General features: G+C 40.8%; 22 protein-coding genes. 6 read left to right on the forward strand and 16 right to left on the reverse strand.

Annotated elements, in window-relative coordinates; translation table 11 throughout:
• Positions 1 to 38: 38 nt before the first annotated feature.
• Positions 39 to 209, reverse strand: a complete 171-nt coding sequence (locus NSQ49_RS06375) for a hypothetical protein (RefSeq protein ID WP_201306550.1) — start codon at positions 207 to 209, stop codon at positions 39 to 41.
• A 98-nt stretch (positions 210 to 307) separates the two neighbouring features.
• Between NSQ49_RS06375 and NSQ49_RS06380 the strand changes: the two genes are divergently transcribed.
• Together NSQ49_RS06380 and NSQ49_RS06385 are read left to right on the forward strand one after the other, a co-directional pair.
• On the forward strand, positions 308 to 514 hold the full coding sequence (locus NSQ49_RS06380; RefSeq protein WP_159865972.1) for a YheE family protein: 207 nt from the start codon (positions 308 to 310) through the stop codon (positions 512 to 514).
• 91 nt (positions 515 to 605) lie between these two features.
• Entirely contained in the window at positions 606 to 791 is a 186-nt protein-coding gene (locus NSQ49_RS06385) for a hypothetical protein (protein ID WP_159865969.1), read from the forward strand.
• An 84-nt stretch (positions 792 to 875) separates the two neighbouring features.
• On the opposite strand, the gene NSQ49_RS06390 is transcribed toward NSQ49_RS06385, so the two are convergent.
• Positions 876 to 1136, reverse strand: coding sequence for a metal-sensitive transcriptional regulator (locus tag NSQ49_RS06390; RefSeq protein ID WP_159865966.1), 261 nt, complete (start codon positions 1134 to 1136; stop codon positions 876 to 878).
• Between the two features lie 121 nt (positions 1137 to 1257).
• Here NSQ49_RS06390 and NSQ49_RS06395 point away from each other — a divergent pair, with 121 nt between their 5' ends.
• Together NSQ49_RS06395 and NSQ49_RS06400 are read left to right on the forward strand one after the other, a co-directional pair.
• Positions 1258 to 2151 (forward strand): PucR family transcriptional regulator, encoded by an 894-nt coding sequence (locus NSQ49_RS06395; protein ID WP_251284047.1) that lies wholly within the window; start codon positions 1258 to 1260, stop codon positions 2149 to 2151.
• Between the two features lie 115 nt (positions 2152 to 2266).
• A complete protein-coding gene (locus NSQ49_RS06400) occupies positions 2267 to 3376 on the forward strand; it encodes an ABC transporter ATP-binding protein (RefSeq protein WP_159865960.1) in 1110 nt (369 codons plus the stop codon).
• Between the two features lie 72 nt (positions 3377 to 3448).
• Here NSQ49_RS06400 and NSQ49_RS06405 read toward each other — a convergent pair whose 3' ends face one another.
• Entirely contained in the window at positions 3449 to 3691 is a 243-nt protein-coding gene (locus tag NSQ49_RS06405; protein WP_251284048.1) for a hypothetical protein, read from the reverse strand.
• Positions 3692 to 3987: 296 nt separating this feature from the next.
• On the opposite strand from NSQ49_RS06405, the gene NSQ49_RS06410 reads away from it, so the two are divergent.
• Positions 3988 to 4206, forward strand: a complete 219-nt coding sequence (locus tag NSQ49_RS06410) for an alpha/beta-type small acid-soluble spore protein (RefSeq protein ID WP_035326833.1) — start codon at positions 3988 to 3990, stop codon at positions 4204 to 4206.
• Between the two features lie 100 nt (positions 4207 to 4306).
• Here NSQ49_RS06410 and fumC read toward each other — a convergent pair whose 3' ends face one another.
• The 10 genes from fumC to NSQ49_RS06460 all read right to left on the reverse strand — a co-directional run bounded on the left by fumC (position 4307) and on the right by NSQ49_RS06460 (position 14590).
• Entirely contained in the window at positions 4307 to 5689 is a 1383-nt protein-coding gene (fumC, locus tag NSQ49_RS06415) for a class II fumarate hydratase (RefSeq protein ID WP_251284049.1), read from the reverse strand.
• 383 nt (positions 5690 to 6072) lie between these two features.
• Positions 6073 to 8085, reverse strand: a complete 2013-nt coding sequence (locus NSQ49_RS06420) for an ABC transporter ATP-binding protein (RefSeq protein ID WP_251284050.1) — start codon at positions 8083 to 8085, stop codon at positions 6073 to 6075.
• Positions 8082 to 9839, reverse strand: a complete 1758-nt coding sequence (locus tag NSQ49_RS06425) for an ABC transporter ATP-binding protein (protein ID WP_251284051.1) — start codon at positions 9837 to 9839, stop codon at positions 8082 to 8084. Before NSQ49_RS06425 ends, NSQ49_RS06420 begins: the two co-directional genes overlap by 4 nt.
• Before the next feature lie 554 nt (positions 9840 to 10393).
• A complete protein-coding gene (locus tag NSQ49_RS06430; protein ID WP_251284058.1) occupies positions 10394 to 11182 on the reverse strand; it encodes an alpha/beta fold hydrolase in 789 nt (262 codons plus the stop codon).
• 396 nt (positions 11183 to 11578) lie between these two features.
• Complete coding sequence (locus NSQ49_RS06435; protein WP_159865942.1) at positions 11579 to 11896, reverse strand: YbjQ family protein; 318 nt, start codon at positions 11894 to 11896, stop codon at positions 11579 to 11581.
• On the reverse strand, positions 11877 to 12080 hold the full coding sequence (locus NSQ49_RS06440; RefSeq protein ID WP_159865939.1) for a hypothetical protein: 204 nt from the start codon (positions 12078 to 12080) through the stop codon (positions 11877 to 11879). The genes NSQ49_RS06435 and NSQ49_RS06440 overlap by 20 nt, the downstream gene beginning before the upstream one ends.
• 15 nt (positions 12081 to 12095) lie before the next feature.
• Positions 12096 to 12296 (reverse strand): sigma-Y antisigma factor component, encoded by a 201-nt coding sequence (locus NSQ49_RS06445; RefSeq protein WP_159865936.1) that lies wholly within the window; start codon positions 12294 to 12296, stop codon positions 12096 to 12098.
• Complete coding sequence (locus NSQ49_RS06450) at positions 12293 to 12643, reverse strand: YxlC family protein (protein WP_159865933.1); 351 nt, start codon at positions 12641 to 12643, stop codon at positions 12293 to 12295. Before NSQ49_RS06450 ends, NSQ49_RS06445 begins: the two co-directional genes overlap by 4 nt.
• The gene (gene sigY / locus NSQ49_RS06455; protein WP_251284053.1) at positions 12603 to 13160 is read right to left on the reverse strand and encodes an RNA polymerase sigma factor SigY; all 558 of its coding nucleotides are present in this window, start codon (positions 13158 to 13160) and stop codon (positions 12603 to 12605) included. The genes NSQ49_RS06450 and sigY overlap by 41 nt, the downstream gene beginning before the upstream one ends.
• 143 nt (positions 13161 to 13303) lie before the next feature.
• Complete coding sequence (locus NSQ49_RS06460) at positions 13304 to 14590, reverse strand: MFS transporter (protein ID WP_251284054.1); 1287 nt, start codon at positions 14588 to 14590, stop codon at positions 13304 to 13306.
• A 257-nt stretch (positions 14591 to 14847) separates the two neighbouring features.
• Between NSQ49_RS06460 and NSQ49_RS06465 the strand changes: the two genes are divergently transcribed.
• Positions 14848 to 15171: an HPr family phosphocarrier protein gene (locus NSQ49_RS06465; RefSeq protein ID WP_159865924.1), complete on the forward strand. Its 324-nt coding sequence runs from the start codon at positions 14848 to 14850 to the stop codon at positions 15169 to 15171.
• A 252-nt stretch (positions 15172 to 15423) separates the two neighbouring features.
• Here the strand turns inward: NSQ49_RS06465 and NSQ49_RS06470 are convergent.
• The 3 genes from NSQ49_RS06470 to NSQ49_RS06480 form a co-directional block, all read right to left on the reverse strand.
• A protein-coding gene (locus NSQ49_RS06470) for an IS1182 family transposase (protein ID WP_159871978.1) occupies positions 15424 to 16772 on the reverse strand; the annotation gives its coding sequence in 2 pieces (ribosomal slippage) (positions 15424 to 16208 and positions 16208 to 16772; 1350 coding nt in all).
• 129 nt (positions 16773 to 16901) lie between these two features.
• Entirely contained in the window at positions 16902 to 17648 is a 747-nt protein-coding gene (locus tag NSQ49_RS06475) for a class I SAM-dependent methyltransferase (protein ID WP_251284969.1), read from the reverse strand.
• Between the two features lie 61 nt (positions 17649 to 17709).
• Complete coding sequence (locus NSQ49_RS06480) at positions 17710 to 19806, reverse strand: transglycosylase domain-containing protein (protein ID WP_159865918.1); 2097 nt, start codon at positions 19804 to 19806, stop codon at positions 17710 to 17712.
• Positions 19807 to 19848 lie beyond the last annotated feature (42 nt).

Raw genomic sequence — 19848 nt, forward strand, 5'->3', positions numbered from 1 at the left:
GTGCACGGCTATTTTTATGCGATTCTTAACGGGTGGTCCTAATATGTCGTTACGGGGCTTTTCGCTGTCTTTTCCCTATCTTTTTTTGAGGCACTTCCGGCGAAAGATTTAAACTGGTCTTTAAGCTTTTGGCGTGTCTCCGGGTTTCTCATTAAATAAGCTGCTCCAAGGGCCATGGCTGACATCATAAATTTGTTGTTTCTTTTCATCCTTTTGCCTCCTTTTAATGTTAAAATGTTTCTACATCTGTTCCATTCCCCTTTTCAGTAACATTAAACGGGATACTACGACATCTGGAGGAATCCTAATGCTGACACATTTCCAATTCAAACCTTTATATGAAAACAAACAATTGCCTGGTTGGACATTTTCTTTTTACTTCAAAAAGCAAAAGATTACCGGCATCTATCATCCTGACGGGAAAATTGAATGGACATCCGGAGAACCTGCTGGCCAGGAGGAGGACCTGAAATCCCAGATTCATGAATTGATGTTATTTCATGTATATGAATAATAAAAAAGTTAGAAGATCCATGCATGCCGATAATACCTTTTTGGAAAAATAATCCCGCCGGGATATTTTCTTTTAAAGGAGCGATTAACACATGGATAAAGAACGCAAAGTTTCAGACGACGTCCATTACGAAGGCAGGGACAAAGCTTATATGGATATAGACAGAATCATTAACGAGGGTCTTTCTGGAGGCTCCGTCCATGGCCGCGGAGATGATGTTAATATCGAACAATCAAGGGAACTCCAAAAGGAAGAACCTCCATCTGAGGCAGAGTAAAATTAAGAGGCACCTGAATTCAGGTGCCTCTTATCATCTTTTATAGGAAAGATCTGTCCAGCTGCTGGAGCTCCGCTTTTCAGGTCATCTGCTTTTCACAATCATATTAACCGCTTCCTGGATTGCATCCTCTGCATTTTTACCTTCATTATCTGCTTCCCGAATGCATGCCTCCAGGTTTTTAGCTACAATATATCCCATTGCACGGTCAACTGCAGAACGGACAGCAGATAATTGTGTAACAACATCCTTGCAGTGTTTCTCTTCTTCCATCATTCGGATTACACCCCGCACCTGGCCTTCCAGCCTTTTTAAGCGGTTTTTCATTTCAGGTGTATATTCCATGAGTCTCACCCCTCACACTCTCATTTCCCTTTATAGAAGCAGATTAAGTTCATTTTTTCAATTAAATTATAACTGCTATAATATAAGAAACACAAAAATTTATCAAACTAAGGGTAATGATATGTTAAACAAATTACATGACCGGTATCCGGGATCTCAACTTCGATTTAAAAAACCTGATTTTAGCTTTAAATCTGATAAGTATTGGTTTCATCATGAAGAGTCAGGCCAATGGCTTGGCATCTCAGCTCAAGAGGTAACTGAAGATAGTCTGATGGTCTTGAGAACTTTGTTTGAATTCCATGACTGCTCCATTCACCATGCCCCTGCTGCCCAAGCCTGGTTTCAATACTTATATTCAAATGGAGAACAGCCGTCATTCGCGAAAGATGTTCCGTACAGGCTGGTTCAATTTAAAATCTCTGAGGGCGAATGGATACGAGAAGATATGGAAGCTGCATTTAGAGGCTTTTTTGAAAAGGACATAACGATTTTATGGAACGGGGAAGCCACAGGGGTCATCATTGAGGAAAGTAACGACTCTCTATCTGAAGAAGAATTCCTTGCTGTTTCCAATGCATTGGAAAGTGACTTTTTTGTGAAAACAGCCTTTTATATTGGCATTCCGAATATGGCGGGAACACATTTGCACAATCTTTTTAAGGATGAACAGCTTCTATTCGAGCAAGCACTCTCTTTGCTTCCGGCTGAAAGAGTGCTGAATTTTGAGAAGCTTTTTCCCTCTCTTGTCACCGGGAACCTGGATGCATCTTTAAAAAAGAGCCTGCTTTCCCGCCTTTCTTTACTGGCAGATGACGCTGAACTCCTTCACACCATAAAAGTCTTTTTACAGAACGGCTCCAACGTTTCATTAACTGCGAAAAAATTGTATATCCACCGTAATACTCTGCAATACAGGCTGGATAAGTTCACAGAGAAAACCGGCATTCAATTGAAGGATTTTAACAGCGCGCTGACTGTTTATTTAGCCTGTCTGCTGATTGAGAAAACATAATTTGAGCACATTGCATAAAAACGCTTTCAGTTTTTTTGTGCAGTTTGGCCATATGGGAAAACCCTCATATCCATTAAACTATAATTAAGAATAAGATTATTGGGAGGTTACCCTGATGGCAGAATTAAAACTCGATAATATTTATAAAATTTATGATAATAAAGTAACAGCTGTAGAAGATTTTAACCTTCATATTAAAGATAAGGAATTTATTGTTTTTGTCGGTCCTTCCGGCTGCGGTAAATCCACAACCCTTCGTATGATTGCAGGTCTTGAGGAAATTTCAAAAGGCGACTTCTATATCGACGAGAAGCGTGTCAACGATGTCCCTCCGAAAGATCGTGATATTGCAATGGTTTTCCAGAACTATGCACTTTATCCGCATATGTCCGTGTATGATAATATGGCTTTCGGCCTTAAACTTCGTAAGTTTCCAAAAGATGAAATCGACCGCCGTGTAAAAGAGGCAGCAAAAATTCTTGGGCTTGAGCCTTATCTTGACCGCAAGCCAAAAGCATTGTCAGGCGGACAGCGCCAGCGTGTAGCATTGGGCCGTGCGATTGTCCGAGATGCAAAGGTCTTTCTGATGGATGAGCCTTTATCAAACCTTGATGCAAAGCTTCGTGTTCAAATGCGTGCAGAGATCGCCAAACTGCACCAGCGTCTTCAGACCACAACTATCTATGTTACACATGACCAGACAGAGGCCATGACAATGGCTACCCGCCTGGTTGTTATGAAGGATGGAGTAATTCAGCAGGTTGGTGCACCAAAAGAGGTTTACGAAAAGCCTGAAAACGTATTTGTAGGCGGATTTATCGGTTCACCCGCGATGAACTTCTTTAACGGAAAGCTTGAAGAGGGCAAATTTATCATTGGCAAAACTCAGATAGCTGTCCCGGAAGGTAAAATGAAGGTTCTTCGTGAACAGGGATATACAGGAAAAAATATTATCCTCGGCATTCGACCGGAAGATATTCACGATGAACCGGTATTTATTGATGCATCTGCAGGTTCAAAAATCAATACCCGCATTGACGTTTCCGAACTGACTGGTGCTGAAACAATGATTTACTCAAGCATCGAAGGCCAGGATTTCGTTGCACGCGTCGATTCCCGCACAGATATTCAGCCGGGCCAAAACCTTGAACTCGCTTTCGATATGAACAAAGCGCACTTCTTTGATGCAGACCATGAAAGAAGAATTCGTTCTGATAAAGAATAACATTGAATGCCCCGTCAAAAACTGACGGGGTTATTTTATGCTGTCCTGCTCTACTGCCCCCACGAGTACATTCTACTCTTTGATAAACTTTACAGAATCATGGCCGCATGATGGACACTTCAGCAAATGCGGACACTCTTCCTGCTGGTAATCCCGGGGATAGCCATCCTCCATTTTCATCTGGTCAATTGGCATATACGCACTATAATCATCGTAAAAGTCCATTACTCTTCCACTGTCCTCCATCTTGCTTCCGCAGGAGCTGCAGGCTGCTTCGATATTCTCAAAGCCGTTGCAGACTGGGCAAATAGCCATTCCAATCCTCTCACTTTCGTTTTCCTTACTGATATTTATTATGATTTGTCTGTTTAACCTTCGTTATGTAAAACTCTTAATCACAAGTTTTTTTCAGGAAAAAATTCCCGATTTTCTGAAAGAATAAACTTTTATAAATCAAACATAATAGAGAGTAAACACAGCGTCATCAAGCACCAGCACTAAAAAACGATGGGTTACGCCAGGCAGTGGAGCAGGATCATATCCTTGCGCTGGTGCAATTCCAGCTAACCCAACCAAAAACCAATACACTTATATTTCGAGGAGGAAATCACATGAACAACCAATCATCTAGCAGAAGCAATTCCTCAAACCAATTACTAGTACCAGGAGTAGCTCAAGCACTTGATCAAATGAAGTACGAAATCGCTACTGAATTTGGTGTAAACCTTGGTGCAGAAACAACTTCCCGCGCTAATGGATCTGTTGGGGGAGAAATTACAAAACGCCTTGTACAAATGGCTGAGCAACAGCTTGGCGGCGGTTCTTTCTAATATAGCAAGATAACAATTGAATAAATATGGCTATGGCCCTCCTTCTTGAAAGGGGGGCCATTTTATATAAGTTGTTATTTTGCCTCAAACTGCTTATTATTTAGACCATCTTTTCAGGCACAACCCATTTCTCATATTGTTCTTCTGTAATATAGCCTGTTTTTAAGGCTGCTTCTTTCAAGGTCGAATTCTCTCTGAATGCGAGTTTGGCAATTTCCGCCGCTTTTTCATAGCCAATATGCGGATTGAGCGCTGTTACAAGCATTAATGATCTCTCAACATGGCCATTAATCACTTCTTTGTTAGCCTCCAGTCCCATCATGCATTTCTCATTAAAAGAGGCCATTCCATCTGCAAGAATCCTGATGCTTTGAAGAAGATTATAAATAATAACAGGCTTAAACACATTCAATTCAAAATTCCCCTGACTTGCCGCGAATCCGATTGAGGCATCATTTCCAAAAACCTGGCAAACTACCATCGTAAGAGCTTCACTTTGTGTCGGATTTACTTTGCCTGGCATGATGGAGCTGCCTGGTTCATTTGCAGGAATCGATAATTCTCCAATTCCGCTGCGCGGCCCGCTCGCAAGCCAGCGGATGTCGTTGGCTATCTTCATTAGATCCGCTGCAAGCCCCTTCAATGTACCATGAAAATGGACAATTTCATTGTGGCTGGTCAGGGCCTGAAATTTATTTTCAGATGAACGGAATGGATAGCCCGTAAGTCTGGATATTTCGTTTGCCATTTCAGTTCCAAATGACTTATCTGCATTAATGCCCGTTCCGACTGCAGTACCGCCAATAGCTAAGTCCAGCAGATACTGCTTTGCGCCAATCAGCATTTTTTCATTTTTTTCAAGCATGGCACGCCAGCCGCTGATTTCCTGTCCCAATGTAAGAGGGGTTGCATCCTGCAGATGAGTCCTGCCGATTTTAACGATTGTTTTAAAGGCTTCCTCTTTCGATTTAACTGTCTTTATCATTTCCTTTAATGATGGCAGCAGTTTTTCCTCCGCCTCTGTATAAGCCGCAATATGCATAGCAGTCGGAAATGTATCATTTGAGCTTTGAGACATATTCACATCATCATTGGGATGAACTTTAGTATCCCGAATCCCCTTCTCTTCCAGCCATTCATTCGCCCTTCTGGCGACAACCTCGTTTACATTCATATTTGATTGTGTGCCGCTTCCTGTCTGCCATACAGCCAGAGGAAAGTGGCTGTCAAACTTATGGTTAAGAACTTCATCACAGGCTCTTGTGATAGCCTCCATTTTGTCATGGGAAAGCTTCCCAAGTCTGTTGTTGACAACTGCAGCAGAACGTTTTACTTTGGCAAATGCATAAATTACTTCCATCGGCATCTTTTCAATGCCAATTTTAAAATTGTCCTTGCTCCGCTGTGTCTGGGCTCCCCAATATTTATCAGCAGGCACCTTCACTTCGCCGAGTGTATCTTTTTCAATCCTAAAATCAGCCAATTTCATACCTCCTTATATAATTTTATGATTCCTTTTTATTCTTTTCCCTTATTTTCAAAATTTAATGATAAAAATCAGTATAAAAAACTGCCTGGGTAGTCAGCCGGCAGCTATGCTTTTACTATTGTGTACCCAATAAAATAGCCAAGGACCATAATGCTTGCAATCACCAATGTAATAGAAAATTCCTCCATATAATCTCCTCCAGATATTCATGATAATATCAAAGTATCATGAATTCACTGAACAGAAATTCCTTGTTCGGCACTTTTCTGTGTCGGGAATGTGAATACTTTTTGAACAAGTCGCTTGGAAAAGATATTCGCGATAACCGGTGTTTCCGCGTGTTAATTATAAAAGAAAGCGCCCTCCGGCGCTTCCCCCTATCCTGCAAGTGTTGATCCCTGCTGGAGCTGATACATCTGATAGTATTTTCCCTTACGCTCCATTAACTCTTCATGGTTTCCTTTTTCAACGATTCTGCCTCTATCCAGAACGAGGATTTGATCAGCATTGCGGATTGTCGAAAGCCGATGGGCGATGATAAAGGTGGTTCTTCCTTTTTTGAGCACGTCCATCGCTTCCTGGATAATTAATTCTGTCTCAGTGTCTATGCTTGATGTTGCTTCATCCAGTATAAGGATGGCAGGATCAAAAGCAAGGGCACGTGCAAATGAAATAAGCTGTCTCTGCCCGCTGGAGAGCGTACTTCCCTTCTCGATAACCGGCTCATCGAAGCCTTTTTCAAGATGCTGAAATATCTTATCTGCTCCGACATCCTTCAGGGCCTTTTCCACTTTCTCCCTTGATATTTCCGGGTCATCAAGACTGACATTTGAAGCAATGGTTCCTGTGAACAAAAAAGGATCCTGAAGGACGATGCCCATATGCTTTCTAAGCTCCTGCCTTGGAATCTGTTTAATATCCATTCCATCGATCATTATTTTGCCTTCCTGACAATCATAAAAGCGGAAAAGCAGGTTCATGATTGAACTCTTCCCTGAGCCAGTATGGCCTACGAGTGCAACTGTCTCACCGTGCTTTGCTTCAAAATTAAGATCCTTCAGCACATATTCCTTCTCCTTGTAGCCGAAGTGCACATGATCAAATGTAACATTCCCTTTATAGCGGGGTATTTTATTATCACTGATATCAATGCCTTCCTCATCAAGCAGTCTGAAGACTCGTTCACCGGCAACCAATGCCTGTTCAAGATTGGCCAATTGGTTAACAATGCCCTGCACAGGCTGAAACAGGCGGTTAATATAGTCTACAAACGCATATAACATCCCAAGTGAAATGACAGCTGAAGCATTAAGCGATTCTCCTCCAAAGTACCAGATAAATGCTACAAAAACCACATTCCTCAGCACGCCCACTAAATTATGCGATGTAAGTGAATTCAGGCTCAAGAGTTTATTTTGGAAGGTAAAATGCTCTGTATTCAGCTTTTCAAAATCCTTCTGTGTATCTTTTTCGCGGCCAAACGCCTGGATAATGTTCATACCCTGTATCGATTCGTTAACTATTCCATTGATATCACTCACCCTTGAACGGATCACGTGATTATATTTTGATGCATACTTCCGATACACAATCGCCCAAACATATAAAATCGGAAGCAGGATTAGACATATCGCAGCAAGCTTGGCATTTAAAATAAACAATGCGATATAAATACCTGAAATATATATGGCACTTGTAAAAAAGGTTGCCAATACTGTCACATAAAGCTCACGGATGGCTTCTGTATCATTCGTTATACGGGCAACCACCTTGCCTGCCGGAAGATTATCAAAATAACTAATTGGCAGCCTTTGTATCTGTCCGAAGACATCCTTTCTCATTTGCTGGATAATCCTGTTTGCTGACTTTTGCAGAAAAAATCTCTGGCCGTACTGAAAAAATGCAGCGACAACCAGCAATCCAAAGTAAAAAGCCAAAAGCTGAATAATTTTAGGAATCTCAGGTGAATAAAATAGCATCAATTCTTCAACAGACAATGCCTTCCCTGCATATGTTTCAGTCTGGCCGCCTTTTTCAATAAAGAGTTTATCCTCTTTGAACGTTCGCTCTCCATCAAAAGCAATGTCACCGCTGATAAAGATGAATTGGCTTCCAGCCTGCAGGATGCGGGCCTGATCTATTTTCCGCTCATCCTGATCTAGGTTTTGCTCCTTTTTGTAAAACTGGCCATCATACTCCACGGCATCTTCTCTGTCTTCTGTCTGATACCAGACAGATTCTATGCCAAGGATATGGTCATCAATCATCTTCTTTGCGATAAAAGGCCCTGCCAGATCTGCTGCTACTGCTACTGTTAGCATCAGCAGGGCAGCAATAATTATTTTCTTATAATGAAGTGCATACTGGAATAACCGCTTTCCTGTAGTCACGAAAGCACCTCCTCTTCAGCAGTTGTTTGAGTCTGCTGCCTCAAAAATTGTTCCTTGTACCATCCATCCATAGCCATCAAGTCCTCATGAGTGCCTTCTTCTGCTATCCTGCCTTCATCAAGGACAATAATATGATCGGCATGCTGGACTGCGGACATCCTGTGTGTCGTAATGATTGTTGTTTTTCCTTTGCGTTCAGTCCGGATATTTTCAATAATTTTCTTCTCTGTTTTAGCATCAACGGCTGAAAGAGAGTCATCAAGAATCAGAATTTCCGGATCCTTCACAAGTGCACGAGCAATCGAAATCCGCTGTTTTTGACCTCCTGATAAGGCCACTCCTTTTTCACCGACCATTGTTCCAAGCCCTTCCGGCAGAAGTTCAAGATCTTTTCGAAAAGCTGCCAAATCAATCGCTTTTTGCATTTCCTCTTCAGTTGCTTCCTCTTTTCCAAAAAGGATGTTTTCCCGTACAGTCCTTGAGAAAAGAACATGATCCTGAGGAACATAACCAATCCATCCCCTCGTCCTTTCAAGCTCCTGTTCTTCAATCGGAACGCCTGCAATGGCAAGCTTCCCTGACCCTGACGGATATTCTCTTAATAGCTGCTTGATAAAAGTGGTCTTACCGCTGCCTGTTTTTCCTACAATACCGAGTGTTTCCCCGCGTTCAATATGCAGCTTAATCCCTGTGAGATTAGCCGTTTTTGAGGAAGGATACTGGAAATGTACATCCTCGAAGGTAACATTGGCAGGGACTGCAACCATAGAAGGGGTTTCAGGATTCTCAATATCCTGCTTAGCTGACAAAGTTTCCTGCACCCGGTCAAGGGATGCATTTCCCCTTTGCATAATATTAATTAATTCTCCTATAGCAAACATTGGCCAAATCAGCATGCCCAAGTACACATTAAAAGACACAAGCTGGCCCAGAGTGATGGTTTGGTGGAAAACAAGGTAAGCGCCATATCCAAGTCCTATCAGATAGCTTAAGCCCACAATCACCTTTATCGTCGGTTCAAAAAGAGAATCAATTTTCGCCACTTCAATATTTTTGCTGTAAACATCTTCAGTGAGTTCATGGAAACGCTGCTGATCAGCTCTTTCCTGAACATAAGCGCGCACCACCCGAACTCCCGAAACGGATTCAAGTACCCGGTCATTTAGTTCTCCGAAAGCATCCTGGGCACTCATAAACCGTGTATGAATCTTTTTCCCGTAAACTTTTATCAGATAAGCCATGATAGGCAGCGGCAATATTGCTGCAAAGGTTAGTTTCCAGCTAACCAGAAATCCCATGGTAAACAATATTGTCAGCATAAAAACGCTGGAATCCACGAGGGTTAATATTCCAAAACCGGCTGTTACCGAAATCGCTTTTAAATCATTTGTTGCCCTGGCCATTAAATCACCGGTCCGGTTTTTCTCAAAAAATGTTGGAGTCATTTTTAATAGGTGGCCCATAAACTGTGAACGCAGCTTTCTTTCAACTAGGAATGCCCCTCCGAAGAGCTGATACATCCAGATATAGGTTATTGCATAGGATACAATTGTAATGCTTGCCAATACTCCAAGGTATTCCACTATTTTAGCACTGCTCATTTGACCCAAATGGATGTCATCAATCGCCATTCCGACAAGCCTTGGAGGCATGACATCAAGAATTCCTACAAGGATCAGCAGTGTAATGGCACTTGTATACCTTTTCCAGTTTTCTTTAAAAAACCAGCTTAATTTACCTAAAATCGAAAACAACGATCTCTCCCCTTTCCGGTATGAAGCTCAAGTTTAAAGAGAGCTTTCATACATAAACCAGCAGCAAATTCATAACTAGCCTCCATCCAGATCCTCCGGCAAAATTGTTTTTCTTTTCATTCTTACAGCATTCATAAAAGTTCCTCCTTGTTTATTTGGCTGCGAAAACAGCCTCTATTAAAACTTACATTTATGGAAACAGGCAGTGCCTGTATTTCCTGTTGGTTATTGTATTATTGGACGAAAAAAAGACATACCGCGGCATGCGATATGTCTTTAGAGACAAAAGAGCCCACGTTACCTAATGTAACCTGTGCTCCTTTAAAGTGCAGGCAAATCCTGTTTAGAGTTTAATATGTTTTAAAGGAGAGGTTACAGTTATTAATTTATGTGCTGTTGTTTGATGATGATGAATTAAGATCATTTTGTAGCCCTCCTTTTCATTTTTTTCCATATTGGTAAGATTATCACCGCTTACAGTAAAAGTCAATCAGTCTTTTGCCTACTTTTAAAAATTTTCTGTCATCTCCAAAAAAAGGATCCATCAGGATCCTCTATGATGCCAATCTTCTTTTTTGCCTGTTAATAAAGTCAATGGTTATCCGGTTAAAGGTATCAGGCTTATCAATATTGCATACATGGCCTGCCCCTTTAATGACTTTAACTGTAGCTGTTTTTGCTTTTTGGGCAATGCTCTTTACAGACTTAATAAACAAGTGGTCTTCCTGCCCCATGATGAAAAGGGTTGGAATGTGAGAAATGCTTGATTGTATTTTTCCGAGGTACGGGTTAACTGATTTTGTTAATCTCAGCCAATTGATGAATTCTTTTTGGCACATTTTTGCTGCCTGTCTTACAAAGGCATGTCTTGATTCAAGATGGTGTCTTTTTGGCATGATAATCCAGGCAAAAAGCTTATAAAGCAGCATATATGGAAGCATATACTTAGTCAGGTTCGCAATGGCTATCAAAAACCTTGTGCGCCGGTTCAGCTCAGTAATGGCTCCGCCCAATATCATCGAAGCTACTCTATCGGGATGAACCTGTGCGATCGTCTGAATTACGATAGTCCCCAGCGAAATTCCGACAAAGTGAGATTCTGCGATATCTAGATGATCGAGTACCTCAACTATTTCCTGAGATACTTCAGAGAAATGATCACCTTCTTCCCAGGTGCCCCTTCCGGATTGACCATGCCCCCGCAGATCTACCAGCAGAACATTGAAATGCTTTTTGTATTCTCTCATTTGTTTATACCAAATTGCAGAGCTGCCCCCTGCACCATGAACAAAGGTAACCCATGGCAGGGATTCATCTTTCACATACGTACGGTAATATAGCATATATACTCCAATCCACATTCTAGTATCATTTTCTTAGTATAGTTAATTAAGAAGGTTCACTTTATTGTAAAGGATTTCAGCGGAAATTGCTTTTAATATCCCAAAAAATCCTCCAGTTTCTTTTTAAGTATTTTCTGCCAAATATTCATCAACACTCCTTTCCCTACATAGAGCATTGGGAAACCTAAAGAAACGGATATAGGCCGGTTTTTTCCATTTTTAATTAGAGAGTACCGTGTTCGGACTCTGACTCCCGGATTTCTTCTTTTTCTGTCCGAAATATCACCAAGTTGGGACTCACTTCCGGATCCTTCTCTTTCTGTCAAATGCTGCGGCACCAGGTTAGCGCCGATCATAAAAAAACCAGCTAATCTACGTCAGCTGGCTCTTCTCCTCTTATTCTTCAATTATGACTGCAGTCCCATAGGCTATAATTTCTGCGGCATTCTGCATAACAGCTGAGGTTTGAAGCCGCATTCCTATGATTGCGTTAGCCCCTTTTGCTTTCGCATCTTCAACCATTCTGCCAATTGCCTTCTGTCTAGCTTCATCCATCATTTCAGTATATTCTCCAATTTCTCCGCCTACAATTGTTTTCAATCCTGCCAGAATGTCTTTACCGATATGCTTTGTCTGGACTGTACTGCCCCTTACAAAACCTTTAATTTCTTTAATCTCTTTCCCGTATACGGTATCAGTAGTCACTATAATCATTTTTTTCTTCCTCCTCTTTTTCTTTTTTTCTCTCAGCTATTAGCACAATGAATAACGCAATGATCAATAATGCATATAAAATATAAAACATAATTGCAGCCTTTATATTAATAAATAGCATGGCAATCCCGAGCAGCTGGCCGCCAGTGGCTGCAAGAAGCAGAATCTGTTTTAATCTTTTCATCCTTTCATCCCTCAATTAATCTTTTTTCTTCCAGGTCTTTTTGATGAAAATCAAGTAAAACAAGGTCGGCATTGGCGCCTGTATTAAACCAATTATTCCCCAAAGCCAATAATTATGACCGTGCTTTCTGGCATCCAGGAATAGGAACGTACTCTGTGCAATTAGGATGATTCCCACTATAATCAATAAGGGAAGCGAAATTTCTTCGCTGTTCATGTGCCATTCACCTGTTTCACAAAGCTGACTGTGCTGTATACCATAATAAAAACAGTGACAAATCCTTGAAGCAAAAGGAATACAGCTGGCAGCTGATACAATATGAATAATATCGAAGTTACAATGAGGAGCGCTGCAACAGTGAAGATAGCTAACTCCCTGATCAATTTCTTTTTCATTGTATGTTGTTGCTCTGCAACCAAGGTTTCAAAGTATTGCAGGTCAGGTGTATATACCGGAACGTTTTCGTCCAGCCCCCTCAATCCGTCTTCTATCTCCCTTACTGCAGCCAAAAAATGTTCATCTTTATGATCGTTTTCCAGCTGCAGCACTTTCCTGTTCACCATAAATCTTCAACTCCTCTCTTACAGACATGATCCCATTGTGCACTCTTGATTTAACAGTGCCTGAAGATATGTTCATCATGTTTCCAATTTCCTCGTACGAATAGCCATAATAATGCTTAAGTATGATAGGTATCCTAATCTCGTCTTTTAGTTTTCCTAAAGCTGACAAGGTATCATTCCATTCTTCATTCCGGCTTTCAAGATGCCACTTCATGCGTCTGAGGGCTTCTTCCTGCGCTTTCCAGTTCCTCTCTCTTTTCGACTTTCGCTTCTGATCAATATACAAATTCGTAGCAATGGATATCAGCCAGGAGGAAAACTTCGATTTGCCATTAAACAGGCTGATTTTTTCAACACATTTAGCCATAGTTTCCTGAGCAAGCTCTTCAGATGTATCAGGATTCATGGTAATTTTGATTAAGTATTTAACCAAAAAGGGATAATTATTTCTAAAAAGTATGGCAAATGCGAGCTGATCGCCTCGTTTGGCACTAGCTATCAGGTCTTTCTCCTCCATCAGCTTCTTTCCTCTCTACTCTATCATCTCATATCAGCTGTTTGTTTCACTCATAAGACGTTTAAGAGATGAAAAGGTTCATTATTTATTGAAAATTATTTTTTCATACATAAAAAGCCCCTATTATAGGGACTTTTATTACATTATACTGCACCAGTCTGTTCTAAAGAATGTGCTTTACCGCTTTTTTCGTTTTTTTTCGTTAATCCTGGGAGAACGAGTCTGTAAAATACACCAACAAGTGCTAAACAGCCGCCTACCATCCAATATAGCATTTCCACTCTTAGGAATCCTGGAAAGCTGACAGCAATCAATCCGAGTGTTATAGATTGTGAAAGCATCATCAGCGGACTTACCCATCCCTGTACTCTTCCCATCATCTTCGGATCCACAATGCTTGGCATCCAGCCGCCAATTGCGACGTTCACTAAAGGAAGGCCAAACGCTGCAGCAAATAATAAAGAAAGGAAAATAAACGTGTTCTCTGCAAAAGATGCAGCAATGATGAAGCTGCCGGTTAACAGCAGTCCCGCAATGATGAGCTGATATAGCTTGAATTTTTGAGTGAGCAAAGAAGCAACAAAGCTTCCAATCAGAACACCAATCCCAAATGTTATTCCGAGCAAGACTGAATATTCCTCATAGGATTGCGGCTCGAGCTTATATTTCAGCATAAAAATAGGCATGACTGAAAAACCTCCATTTACCACACCGAAAACGAAAAAGCCAACAAGCAAGGCAGATAATAATTTATGCTCGATAATATATTTGATCCCCTGTATAAAGTCCTTGAAGACAAACGGTATATCCAAGTCTCTAATCCCATGCGCGCCATTTGGCAGACGGACCTCTTCGGGTATGCGGCAGGATTTTATTAATAAAGCACTGATGATAAAGGTAAGCGCATCAGCTGCAATTGCACCGTATACTCCCACTGTCCAGTAAGCAAGAATACCAAGCCCGTTTCCGAACAGCATGAAAAGACTCATCACAACCTGATTAAGGCCTGCAGCGGTCGTATAATCTTCACTTTTCAAAATGCCTTGAATCATACCATGTTCAGCAGGAAAGAAGAATTTCTGAATAGCACTCCTCAGGAACAATACTGCAAATACCAGCGGCATCCAGCCAATAATAACAGTCAGCAAAAACACAATTGATAATAGCGCGCTAATCCAATCACAATGATAAGCTATTTTTTGGCGATCCATCCTATCCGCAAACACTCCAACTAAAAAAAACACCGCCAGAGTTGGAACAGAAAACATCAATTCTGTTAGTGCGGCATAAAAAGGCTGTTCTGAGAAACGATCCAGCAAATAAAACATAAAGGCAGTTAAACCAATCGTACTTCCCATCTGAGAAGTGAAGTTGGCGAAAAATAATTTTACATAATTGGCATTTTGGAAAATACCCCGGAATTTTTGCATCTCTTTTACCTCAGTTTCCCTGATTTATATCATAAATATAAATTGAGACTAACATTTGATAAAGCGGCTTATGATGGTTTTAATCTCCTTCTTGAGACTGAAAGTGATTCAAACCCCTAAATCGAATGAAGTAAAAAGGTAATTATTCACACTTTGAACCAGGTGGTTTACGGTTGTAATCACCGGGGTAATTCCATAATACAACCACATCATTAAACGATTAATATAAAATACTTTATTAAAAGGAGATTTTTAAAATGAAAGAAATTATTTCTGCTAATGTATTAGTTCAAAACAAGTTCACAATGAAGAAAATGCTTGAAATTTACCAGGCGTCAAAACAATTTGATGGCACCACTTATCTCTACAGCAAACATAAAGCGGTGGATGCCTCAAACCTTTCTAAATTAGTTTCCTTCCTTTTAACAGTGAAGCAGCAAACAAGCCTGAAAATCATTGTGGAAGGAACAGAAGTTCAGAACCATCTGCAGCACATTAAAGATATGTGCAGCAACCATGTTTCTGAGGTTCGTCTGTCAGAAAAACGTTTCATTAATGCAGCTGAAACAATTCAGCTGTAAAATGACTATTTTAATGCAGAGAGAATGGAGTGAAAAATAGATGATACGTACAATTTTTATGGTAGTTGGAGCGATTGTGGTAATTGGAGCGCTAATCAACTGGTTATTCTAAAATATAACTATTAAAAAAAAGGCCGGATGGCCTTTTCAGCTTGTGGAGAAAGGTATGATTTTTCCACAAGCTTTTTTTATTTTCTCAATTACTGACTTAAAAATAGGCTTTTTTTATGGAAAAACAATAGATCGCCACAATTATCCTAGCTTGGCTAGGTGAGTGGCGATCTTTTTCATATTCTGGCACGCTGCGGTGAGTAATACTTGCTCACTCGCATTGTGCAATCCCCGTAACCGGCAATAGCGAAGCCCATGCAGTTCTTTTGAATCTGCGAAGCTTCGCTCAACTTTCTCTTTTCTATATTTATAAAGAATTTTTCCGGAGAGGGAGAGTCTGTTTAGGCGCACTTTCTCTTTAAATTCTTCCCACACATGGCGTGTTAGGACCTTTTGTTTGTTCTTTGACCTTGTGCACTCCTTCAGGAGTGGGCATTCTGAACACTTTTTAGAATCAGACTTGTACTCTCTGTACCCTTCTCTTGTTGTTGTGCGATAAACTAGCTTCTGGCCATTTGGACAAACATAGATATCTTGTTCTTTATGATAGGTAAACTTCCATTTTGGAAATAATCCTTTGGTCGGCTGATATCTCCGATGGGCAATTACACCAAAAATGCTTCTGTCGTGAAGCCCTTTACAAATGGGATTCGTTAAATAACCTGAGTCGAGTGCCACTGCCTCTACTTTAAATCCAAAACGATCGATCTGACGATCCAATCTAGAAAGATAAGGGATAGAGTCATGGACATTTCCAGGAGTAACATAGGCATCCGTTATGATATTGAACTTCATATCCGTTGTTCGGTGGTCTAAGTAACAGAACATTTCCTGCTTATTTTCCCTGGACATGAATCCGCAATCTGGATCGGTTGTACTTTTTCGGATTTCCTTGGTCTCTGTCACCTCCTCTCTTTCTTTTAGCGCTTTTTTCCGTGGTTTGACCTGTCTTCCTCAATAGCTTTATTAAGTTCATCTATATATTCCCGAGTTTCAATTTCTACTTCTTCACGAGTGAATTTGTGCTTGTTTGCATTCGCTTTAAGGTGAGTGGAGTCAGTAAATAAAACTCTTCCACCGACCATTTTATGACTAATGGCTTGATGGACAATTTCATCAAAGATCTCTTGAAAAATATTTGTATCTTTAAAACGAGTTCGCCGGTTCCAACTGATGGTTGAATGGTCCGGAACAGGATCATTGAGCTTCAAGCCAAGGAACCATCGGTACGCCACATTCATCTGTACTTCCCGTTCTAATTGTCGTTCTGAACGGATGCCATAAAAGTAACCAATGAACATCATCTTAAAAAGCATAATGGGGTCCGAAGGACGCCCGTTATTCTCTGAATAGAAGGGACGGACTTTCTCCCCGATAAAAGAAAAATCTATGTACTTATCAACTTTTCTTAAAAGATGATCTTCAGGGACTAAATCTTCAATAAAAACAAATTCCGCTTCATTTTGTGATTCTCTTTTCGGTTTGAACATGCCATCCACCATCCTAAGTAAAATTAATTATATTATATCAAATTAACGCGGTGAATTAATAAAGTTAATGATAAAAATAAAAGCTGTCGAGAGTTTCTCGACAGCCTGAAAAGGCCGGATGGCCTTTTTTTATTTATATGCAACCGCAATTGGCTGATAAAAACCTGACTCTTCAGGGAGGAGCCATTTCACCTCTCGAAAACCGGCTTTGTGCAGAAGCTGGTTTAAGTCTTCCCTTCGATAGGCCCTATACTGAGAATTTCTCTCAGACACAGACCAATCCCCATCCTTTTCCACCATTGTAAAATGCCTCAAATTATACATATCGGAATGCTGCTTCCACTCCCAAAGCTGAAAGGTTATAGTGTGATCCCTTATTGCTGGCAAGGTGGATGATGGCTTTTCTTTTAGTATTTCATCATAATTCCTGATAGAAAAGAGAAAAATACCTTTCCCGCTGAGTAAACTGTAAACCTCTTTAAGTGCCTTGATACATTCTTTTTCGTCCATAAGATGGGGCAAGGCATTATCCATAGATAGGATGGCCCGGAAAGTTTCCTTGTGGACAGATGATAACTCCTTCATGTCTGCCTGAAAAAATGGGATATCCAGTTGTCTCTGTTCTGCTTCTCTTTTTGCTCTTCCTATAGATTTTCCGCTAATGTCGGATGCGGTTATTTTGTATCCCTTTTTGGCCAGAGCTAATGTCTGAGTTCCTATTCCGCATGAACAATCCAATAGGGATGATGTTTTTTTTATGCCTTCTGCTGATAAAAGATTATCCAATACATCACCTTGCCTTGAAATGGATCGATCCCAATCCTCAAATATCAAGTGATACTCTTCCGCTAATGCATCATAGAATTTTTCTGCCATGTTAGGTGCCTCCTTTAAAAAAAGAGTACAGTTTTTCACTGTACTCGTAAAATATAATTCATTAATCATGCTTCTTTTCTCTATCTTTCTTTTTATCTCTCTTTTTTTCTTTTTCTTTGCGTTTTTCTTTCCCTTTATTCCATTTTTCTTTCCATTTTCCTTTTTCTTTTTCTATTTTATCTTTTATCTTTTCTTTTTCTTTCTTTATCTTTTCTTCCCAGGCTTTTCTTTGCAGCTCTTTTTGTCTTTGTTCCATCAGACCGGCTATATGAGGGACATTAAATGATTCAGCTTCCTGATTTTTCAAAGCTTCTGACATGATTGTCCGGAATATTGGAGCAGTGCCTTCACTGCTTGAAGTTGTAAGATAATTATTCGCATCTGTATTATCATGGCCAACCCACACAGCACCTACGAGCTGTGGTGTGTAGCCGACAAACCATTGGTCTTTAACTCCGTCAATGCCTTCGATGGTCATTTGTGTACTTCCTGTTTTCCCTGCAACTTCTCTGCCTGGTATTTGGGCAGCCTTCCCTGTACCATGCTGAACCACCCCAAGAAGCATGGTTGTTATATTGTCTGCAACATCCTTGGAAATGACTTTTGTATTCTCACCTTTCCACTCTGCTACAGTGACTCCGTCTTTATCGACTATTTTTGTAATGGAGTGGGCTTCCGGCCTCTCGCCGCCATTTGCAAATACAGCATATGCCTGTGCCATGGTCAATGGAGACACCCATTCACTTGTTCCCCCAAGAGCAAGTGCAAGATTTCGATTGATGGCGTCATCAGGTATGCCAAACCTTGATGCTGCATCTACCCCTTTTTCCACACCAACCTCATCCAAAAGCCATACAGCAGGAACATTCAATGAGTCCTTGACTGCTTCATACATTGGCACATTTCCCCGGAACTGTCCGTTGTAGTTATTCGGCTCATAATCTTTGCCAAATGTCATTTTTTCATCTTTAAGTTCATCTGTGATCTTCCAACCCGATTCCAATGCGGCTGCATATGGCACGATCGGTTTCATTGTCGATCCAGGCTGGCCCACTTTATGAACGGCACGGTTATGTCCAAGAAGGGTATGTTCGCCTCTTCCGCCTGCAAGGGCGCGAATTCCGCCATTCTTCGGATCCAGAAGTACAGCTCCGCTTTGTACTGGCTGATCTCCAGTACCTTTAGGAAATAATTGATCATTTGTATAGGTTTCTTCTACACTGCTCTGCATATCCTGATCAAGCTCTGTATATATTTGATACCCTTCACTTAAAAGCTCATCTAGCGAAATATTGTATTTTTTCATCGCCTCTTCCAGTACAGCGTCTACATAATAAGGGTATTTCCCTTTAAGGGGATCACCGCCGCCGTCTTCGAAGACAAGCTTTTCATTTTTTGCTTTTTCCCATTCCTTTTCAGAAATAAAGCCATATTCCTTCATACGATCAAGGACGGTATTCCTTCTTTCAATTGCCTTTTCTTCATCTTGGTATGGATTGATGGCTGATGGGGCTTTAACCAGCCCTGCCAGCAGTGCGGCTTCGCTAATGGACAGATCCTCAACATCCTTTCCATAGTACTTCATCGCCGCCCGTTTGATCCCCCAGGCGCCTTCCCCAAAATAAACCTGGTTTAGATACATCTGAAGAATTTCGTCTTTGCTGTATTCCTTTTCGATTTCAAGCGCAAGGAAGAATTCTTCCAGTTTTCTTTTATATGTTTTTTCTGCAGATAATAAGGCATTTTTGGTCAGCTGCTGGGTAAGCGTACTCCCGCCCTCTACTATTCCGCCTGCTTTCACGTTTGTAAAAAAGGCCCTGCCAATTCCTTTTAAATCAATGCCGCCATGATCATAAAAACGGTGATCTTCAATCGCGATTACAGCATTCTTCATATGATCTGGAATTTGATCAATGGAAATGCCTTCATTTTTATTTGCAGAGATCTTGCTGGCTACTTCCCCATCTCCGTCATAAATGACTGTTGATTGCGCAAGCCCTGCTTCAAGCGCACTTATATCCGCATCCTTATATGAAAAATAGACGAAGCTTAAGAAAGCCAGGACCAAAGTAGATGCAAACAATATGGATACCTGTGTCAGGTGCAGTTTATTCCAAGTTAACTGAAACTTTTTAATAACTGAAGTTCTCTTTCTCATATTTCCTCCATTAGTCTTGATGAAAATTAGTTTGCACTTGTT

The sequence above is a fragment of the Cytobacillus sp. FSL R5-0377 genome, assembly GCF_038004385.1.
GTDB lineage: Bacteria > Bacillota > Bacilli > Bacillales > Cytobacillaceae > Cytobacillus.